The following is a 7,350-nucleotide window of genomic DNA, read 5'->3' as shown; positions in this document are numbered from 1 at the left end:
TGAGGGGCTGAGCCATGGGTCCATGGGCCAACCGGGGGGGCCTCCGGCGGCCTGGCAGGGGCCTGATAGATCAACAGCCAGAAACCAGTTCACCAACCGCCTCACACACAGAAATACTGACAGCCCCTGGCGGTCAAGGCGCGCTGCAACGTCCTCGTGAGCGGCGGCACCAGCTCCGGCAAGACGGCGCTGCTCAATGCGCTGGCCAGCTTCGTGCCCGAGAGCGAGCGCGTGGTGACCATCGAGGACACGGCCGAGCTGGCGCTGAGCCATCCGCACGTGGTGCGGCTGGAGAGCCGGCCCGGCGGCTTCGACGGCTCGGGCGTCGTCTCGATCCGCGACCTGCTGCGCAACAGCCTGCGCATGCGACCCGATCGCATCATCGTGGGCGAGGTGCGCGGCGGCGAGGTCATCGAGATGCTGCAGGCCATGAACACCGGCCACGACGGCTCGATGGGCACCATCCATGCGAGTTCGCCGCGCGAATGCCTCTACCGGCTGGAGATGCTGGCCGGCTTCGCCGGCTACCAGGGCAGCGAAGTCAGCCTGCGCCGCCAGATCGCCAACGCGCTGGACTTCATCGTGCAGATCGGGCGGCTCTCCAGCGGCCACCGGCGCATCCTGTCGATCACCGAGGTCACCGGCATCAACGACAACGTGGTGGCGATGCAGGAGCTCTACCGCTACGAGCCGGTGCAGACCCCCGACGGCGAGGAGCGCGACCGCTGGGTATCCCTGGGTATCACCCCGCACTCCCCGAAACTCGCGCGCCTACGGCAGATACTCCAACGGCAGCAGCAGGCGGCGGCACCGGCCGGGGCGGGAAGGGGCGGCCGTGTCTAGCGGCCTGCTCGTCCTGCTGGCGCTGGCGGCCGGGCTCGGTGCGCTGGGCCTGTGGCTGTGGCTCTGGAGCCTGCGCCAGCAGAGCCGGCACGCCGCCGTCCGGCACCTGGACCAGTACCTGGAGCCCCGGCCGCCGCGCGACCTGGTCCTGCAGTTCGGGCTGCCGGCGGTCGACGCTCCCCCCGCCGCGGCGGTGCGGCGCCGACCCGTGGTCGAACTGCCCGGCTGGCTGGCCGCCGTGGTCAGCCTGCGCACGCTGGCCCTCGGCGCAGCCCTGGCGTTGCTGACCATGGCCGCCGCGGCGCTGGCCCTGGGCCCGCTGCCGGCGGCAGCGCTGGCCGTGCTGCTGCCCGCGCTGGGCTGCTTCAGCATCTGGCTGCGGCTGCAGAAGCTGCGCCGCCGGCTGGTCGAGCAGCTGCCGGGGCTCATCGACGCGGTAGTGCGGCTCATCGGCGTGGGGCATTCGATGCAGTCGGCCTTCCAGCAGGCGGTGCCCACGACCAAGCCGCCGCTGCGCGACTTCATGGAGCGGGCCGCGGCGCTGGCGCGCGCAGGCGTCGATCTGGAACAGGCGCTGCAGCAGGCGGCCGAGCAGGCCCGCGTGGAGGAACTGCACCTGTTCGCCGCCGTGGTCGGGCTGGGCGTGCGTTTCGGCGGCCGGGCCGACCAGCTGCTCGAACGTGTGGCCGCCTTCATCCGCGACCGCGAACAGGCCGAGGCCGAACTGCACGCCCTGTCGGCCGAGACCCGGCTGTCGGCCTGGGTGCTCGGGCTGCTGCCCACCGCCGTGGGCGGGCTGATCATCGTGCTCAACGCCGCGTACTTCCTGCACATGTGGAACGATCCGGCGGGCCGCACGATGGTCTACGCCGCGCTGGGACTGCAGCTGTTCGGCGGCTTCCTGCTGTACCGCCTCGCGCGACTGGAGTGATGGCCATGGACTTCCGCCACACCGCATTCGATCCGCGCACCCTCGCCATCCTGGCCCTGGCCCTGCTGGCGCTGGCGGCTCTGCTCGTCGCGGGCGCGCTGGCCTGGCGGCAGCTGGAGCGCAGCCGCAGCCGCGTCCGGCTGGACCGCACGATCCACGCCCGGTCGGCTTCGGACCCGGTGGTGGTCGCGGCGCTGGAAGATCCTGCCGAGGGCCCGGCGCAGCCGGCCGGCGGCGAGCCGCTGCCGCTGCACTGGCTCGACTCCGGCCTGGGCCAGGCCCTGGTGGCCGCCGAGGACCGGCGCCTGCTCGACCAGGCCGGCCTGCGCGGCGTGCGCGCGCGCTGGGTCTACCTGGTGGCGCGGCTCACCCTGGCGGGGCTGCTGCCGCTGTCGGCGCTGCTGCTGGGCGAGGCGCTGCATGGCACGCAGCGGCTGGTCGTCGGCTTCGTGGCGCTGGCAGCGGGCTTCATGGCGCCCAAGTGGGCCGTCAGTTCCCGCGCGGCCGGCCGGTGCCGCGCCGCAGGGCGCGAACTGCCGCTGCTGGTGGACCTGCTGCGCCTGCTGCAGGGCGTGGGACGGAGCCTGGACCAGAGCCTGCAGGTGATCGGCAACGACTTCCAGCACGTGCTGCCCGTACTCGGCGGCGAAGTGGCCGCCGCCAATCGGCTCTACGGCCAGGGCCGCAGCCGCGAACATTCGCTGCAGCGGCTGGCCACGCTGCACGAAAGCAACCGCCTGGCCGACCTGGTCGCCCTGCTGGTGCAGGTGGACCGGCACGGCGGCGCCGTGCAGGAGCCGCTGAAAGCCTACGGCGAGCGCCTGCGCGAGAACCGCCGCTCGGCCATGAAGGAGCACATCGGCAAGGTCACCGTCAAGATGACCGGCGTGATGGTGCTCACCCTGCTGCCGGCGCTGCTGCTGATCACGGCCGGGCCCGGCTTCCTGGCGGTGATCAAGGCCCTGGGAGCGCTGGCGCGATGACGGCCATGCCGACGACGCTCCTCCCGCCGTCCGCGCCTGCGCTGCTGCTGGTGATGGTGCTGCTGGCCGGCTGCGCCGGCGACCGGGCCGCCGCACTCAACGCCGAGGCGGCCCAGGCCCGCGCCGGCGCGGCGCAGAGCGCCGCCGAGGCCGAGCCCCGCTCCGACAGCCGCGCCACCCACATCGGCCTGGTGCGGCAGATGCAGGACAAGGGCCTGTGGTACGCCTCGCTCGCGCATCTGGACGCCATCGCGCGCGAAGGCGGCGGCGATGATGCGTCCGAACTCCTGCTGCTGCGCGCCCACGCGCTGCGCCACACCGGCCGCGATGCCGAGGCGCTGCGGGCCTACCAGCGCCTGTCCGGCACGCCGCTGGAAGCCGCTGGCCTGCACGGCCAGGGTCTGCTGGCCGGCGCGCAGGGCGACTACTCCCTGGCCGCCTCGCTGCTGGAAGAAGCGCGCCGCCGCGCGCCCACCGACGCCGCCCTGCTGTCCGACCTGGGCTATGCCCGCCTGCGTGCCGGCCAGCGCAGCGACGCCCGCACCCCGCTGCTGCAGGCCGCCCAGTTGCAGCCGGCCGACGCGCGCATCCAGGCCAACCTCGCGCTCTGGCTGCTGCTCGACGGCCAGCCCGCACAGGCCCAGCGGCTCATGGACAGCCAGCACATGCCCGCGGCCTTGCGCGGTGCGCTGGCCCGGCAGGCGCAGGAGATCGACCCGGCGGTGCGGCTGCCGCAGCCGCCGGCGCCGCTCGCGGCCGACGACGACGGCCTGCCGCCGCTGGCGCTGCGCCCGGCGCAGGCGCTGTCGTCGGCACCGGCGCAGCCCTGAGCGGGAGCGGGGCGCCCCTTTCCCCAGCTTCCGCATCCCCCTTCAACAGACCCATGCAGACCATGACGATGATCCACTCCGCCGCCCTCCACCGCAGCCCGTGGGCTGCTGCCCTCGCCTGTGCGCTGGCCTTCGTCCTCTGCGCCGCCGCCCAGGCCCGGCAGCCCGACCAGGGCGCCGCCCCTGTCCCGGACCGCAGCGTCACCCCCGTCGAAATCGAGGTGCAGGCCGAAGTGCCCGCCGTGGTGCAGGCGCCGCAGGCGGCCTTTGCCGCCACTGTGCAACCGGGCGAAGCCGCAGCCGCCGCACCGGTGCGGCTGGAGGGGGCCGACCCCGCGGATTCCCGCATCGGCGAAGCCACCACCGCCCTGCTGGAACTGCAGCGCAGCGGCGCCCAGGCATCGCCCACGCGCCGCGCGGTGCTGCCGGCTGTCGCCAGCCTGAACTACGCACGCTACCTGGAAAGCTTCAAGCACCCCCTGCCCGAGTTCTTCGAGAGCACCGGCGCCGTCAAGAGTGGCGGCGGCAGCGGGGGCGGGGGCCGCTGCGGCGGCGCGGAGCGGAGGAAAGCGCGATGGCCAGCATGATGCGCAGCACCCTGTCGCCCTTGCGGCGTCGACCGGACCGCGAGCGGCAGCGCGGCTCGGTGGCGGTGCTGGGCGCCGTCTGGCTCAGCGTCGGTGTGATCCTGCTGGCCAGCATCGATATCGGCAACCTGTTCTGGCAGAAGCGGGAACTGCAGAAGATCGCGGACCTGGCGGCGCTGGCGGGGGCGGGGGTCGTCAAGGCCCTCGACACGGACAAATGCAGCGGGACCACGCGGGAAACCGTCGTGGCCAACGCCAAGGCCAACGGCTGGCAATCCAATCCGGGCACGTCTGACGACGCCGAGGTGTACTGCGGCCGCTGGGACAAGAACGCACCCGTGAATGAAGCCGCCACCCCGCCCGATTATTTTGCCTACGGCGGCACACCGAAAAATGCCGTCAGAGTTCTCGCCCGGCGCAACGTGCCCATTCTGTTCGTGTTCGGCTCCGGCCTGGCAAGCAGGCAAATGGAAGCGACGGCGACGGCGGCTCTTACCGAGCCAGCGGCCGTATTGCAGATACGCAACGCGCTGGTCACCGTCGATACCGGAAAATCCGTCGTGCTCAATACGATCATCGGCGGGCTGCTGGGAGGCTCGCTCAACCTCGATGCGATCGGATGGCAAGGTCTGGTGGACACCCATGTCACGCTGCTGGATTATCTTGACCAGCTAAAAGCAAACCTTGGCCTGGGTGCCGGAACCTACGACGACGTATTGAACGCCGACGCCACTGTCGGGCAGCTGCTGCAGGCGGCGATCGATCTTCTGCAACGCAACACGAATACCTTTGGCGCAGCAGTCACTGCGCTGCAAGCCATTCAGGCCGCTGCGCAAGCGCACCCCGTCACTCTCAGGCTCAGCGAACTGCTGGGGGTGACCACGGGTGCTTCGACGGCAGCGCTGGGGCTGGACTTGCAGGCATTTCAATTGGTGCAGGGCCTTGTGCAGCTTGCCAACACGAAAAACGCCGTATCGGCCGGTCTTGGCGTGGACGTTCCCAGCCTGGTCGGCGCCAAGGTGGATCTGCGGATCATCGAATCCCCCCGGCTTTCCGCCATCGGCAATCCCGCCCTCGCCAAACGGGATCCCTTGGGCGAAAACAGGATACTCGTCTGCACGGCGCAGGTCCGTACGCTGGCATCGGTGGATCTTTCCGGAGTCACCACAGGGATCATGAATGCGGTGAATTCGGTTCTCGAGATGTCGTCGGGATTGACCACCCTGCTCGCCAATGTGCTGAACCTGGACCTGATTTCAGCGGTGAACAACCTGTTAGGCGGCATCGTCTGCGCCAGCCCCAATTGCCCGGAATCCAAAATCACGTATGCCAGCGCATTACCGGCAACCGTCGATATCAGCCTGGAGGCAGGCGGCGCGCAGGCCTACGTCACGGACTATGACTGCACGAATGCTCCGGCCAAGTCGCTGACCGCGCAGGCGGGCACGCCCATCGCCGCAGTACGGATCGGCCGGATATCCAATGCTTTCAGTTCCACCAGCCGGCCTGCAGTCGCTCCAGTGCCCTTGGTGGAAATCGGCTACCGGCGCGCCCAGTACAGTTCCTGTGTGCTCAGCATCCTTCTGGGGTCGATCGGATGCTCTGGCCAGGTGTGGTACCAGCCTTCCGGCGCCTGGGGAGCGAAATCGACCGCCCGGACCTACGTCGTCGCAGGCATCGGCCTGCAGGTCGATTCGCCCGAAACCACCGGACAGGCGCGAACCTTGAATTTCTCCGCTCCGCCCGCCAACAGGCTTCCTGACGTGGACGTGGCTTTCTCCGACGACGACGCCTCGTTCCAGACGGTCTCCGCCGGCGATCTCGTAGGTCAGGTGGGCACCGTCGTCGCCAATGTGGGCAGCGGCCTGAAAATATACAAAAGCGACTCCGCAGGAACGCTCGGTTCAGTGCTCTCCATCGTGCTGGGTACGCTCGGTACGCTGGTACAGACTGTCGGAAATCTCGTCAGCGGTCTGCTTTCTCCTCTGCTGGACCCCGTGGTGAACGCGCTGCTGAATGCCCTTGGCATCGACCTCGACGAAGCAAAGGTCGGTGCCCGCCTGACGTGTGGCAAAGGCGCCGAACTCGTCTACTGACCCATGGCCGCCCCTCAATTCGACGAACTCGACATCTACGTCTGGGAAGGCAAGGCCGACATCCACGAGCGGGTGGCGCGCTGCATGGCCAGCTTCGACGCCGAGGTGATCCGGGCCGACGGCGCGTCGAACATCGCGGCGCGCGCACCGTCGCGCATCGCCGTCGCGGTCATCAGCGTGAGCGTGATCGACAGCGCCGCGGGCCTCGGGCCGCCAACCGAATCGCTCCAGGGCATGCCGGTAGTATGGGTCGCCAGCGCCAGCCGGGAGCGCACCACGACCAGCTACCCTCCGGAGTACTTACACATCCTGCCCCACGACTTCACCGGCGCGGAGTTGCGCACGCTGGTGACCAAGCTCGTGCGGCAGTTGCGCGCGCAGGTGACCACGGCCGACAAGCCCGGCGAGCTGATCGCGCATTCCGACGCGATGCGCGGGCTGATCGAGGAGACCCGCGCGTTCGCCGACTGCGACCACAACGTGCTGATCCGCGGCGAGACCGGCGCAGGCAAGGAGCGCATCGCGCAGGAACTGCACCGCGGCCACGGCCGCTACGGCAAGGGGCCGTTCGTCGCGGTCAACTGCGGCGCGATCCCCGACGGCCTGTTCGAATCGCTGTTCTTCGGCCATGCCAAGGGCTCGTTCACCGGCGCGGTCCATGCGCACCGCGGCTACTTCGAGCAGGCCACGGGCGGCACGCTGTTCCTCGACGAGGTGGGCGACCTGCCGCGCTACCAGCAGGTCAAGCTGCTGCGCGTGATCGAGGACAACGCGGTCACGCGCCTGGGCGCCTCGGTGCCGGTGAAGCTCGACTTCCGCCTCGTCGCGGCGACCAACCGCGACCTGCGGCAGATGGTGGACAGCGGCGAATTCCGCGCCGACCTGTTCTACCGGCTCGCGGTGATCGAACTGTACCTGCCGAGCCTGGAGGAGCGCGGCATGGTCGACAAGATTGATCTTGCCCCCGTTTCACGGACACCCCTATAAGCGATTAACTATCGCAATAGGAGGTGGACGATGACCAAGAGCAAGGCAGGCAGAAAGGGGCAGGAGTTCAGCCTGGAGTTCAGGCAGCAGGCA

Annotated in this window: 5 protein-coding genes and 2 pseudogenes; all 7 read left to right on the top strand. The window is 69.9% G+C overall.

The annotated features are described in order from the left end of the window. Nucleotides 1-129 precede the first annotated feature (129 nt). Nucleotides 130-843: pseudogene (locus GAK38_RS23015) on the top strand (CpaF family protein); the annotation flags it as partial. After that, nucleotides 836-1,774 carry a type II secretion system F family protein gene (locus tag GAK38_RS23010; RefSeq protein WP_325347222.1) on the top strand — a complete coding sequence of 313 codons (939 nt, stop codon included), beginning with the start codon at nucleotides 836-838 and terminating at the stop codon, nucleotides 1,772-1,774. The pseudogene GAK38_RS23015 and the gene GAK38_RS23010, both read left to right, overlap by 8 nt. Before the next feature lie 5 nt (nucleotides 1,775-1,779). Further along, nucleotides 1,780-2,757, top strand: a complete 978-nt coding sequence (locus GAK38_RS23005; RefSeq protein WP_325347221.1) for a type II secretion system F family protein — start codon at nucleotides 1,780-1,782, stop codon at nucleotides 2,755-2,757. A 5-nt stretch (nucleotides 2,758-2,762) separates the two neighbouring features. Beyond that, nucleotides 2,763-3,587 carry a tetratricopeptide repeat protein gene (locus tag GAK38_RS23000; protein WP_325347220.1) on the top strand — a complete coding sequence of 275 codons (825 nt, stop codon included), beginning with the start codon at nucleotides 2,763-2,765 and terminating at the stop codon, nucleotides 3,585-3,587. Nucleotides 3,588-3,649: 62 nt separating this feature from the next. Continuing rightward, nucleotides 3,650-4,174 (top strand): DUF3613 domain-containing protein, encoded by a 525-nt coding sequence (locus GAK38_RS22995; RefSeq protein WP_325347219.1) that lies wholly within the window; start codon nucleotides 3,650-3,652, stop codon nucleotides 4,172-4,174. Then, on the top strand, nucleotides 4,162-6,270 hold the full coding sequence (locus tag GAK38_RS22990; RefSeq protein WP_325347218.1) for a TadG family pilus assembly protein: 2,109 nt from the start codon (nucleotides 4,162-4,164) through the stop codon (nucleotides 6,268-6,270). The genes GAK38_RS22995 and GAK38_RS22990 overlap by 13 nt, the downstream gene beginning before the upstream one ends. Nucleotides 6,271-6,273: 3 nt before the next feature. Continuing rightward, nucleotides 6,274-7,224, top strand: a pseudogene (locus GAK38_RS22985) (sigma-54 factor interaction domain-containing protein); the annotation flags it as partial. Nucleotides 7,225-7,350: the final 126 nt, after the last annotated feature.

Origin of the sequence: Xylophilus sp., from assembly GCA_009914555.1 — a bacterium.
Classification (GTDB): Bacteria; Pseudomonadota; Gammaproteobacteria; order Burkholderiales; family Burkholderiaceae_C; genus WNDY01.
Note: the sequence above shows the minus strand (reverse complement) of the source record. Positions and strands in the feature narration are given on the sequence as shown.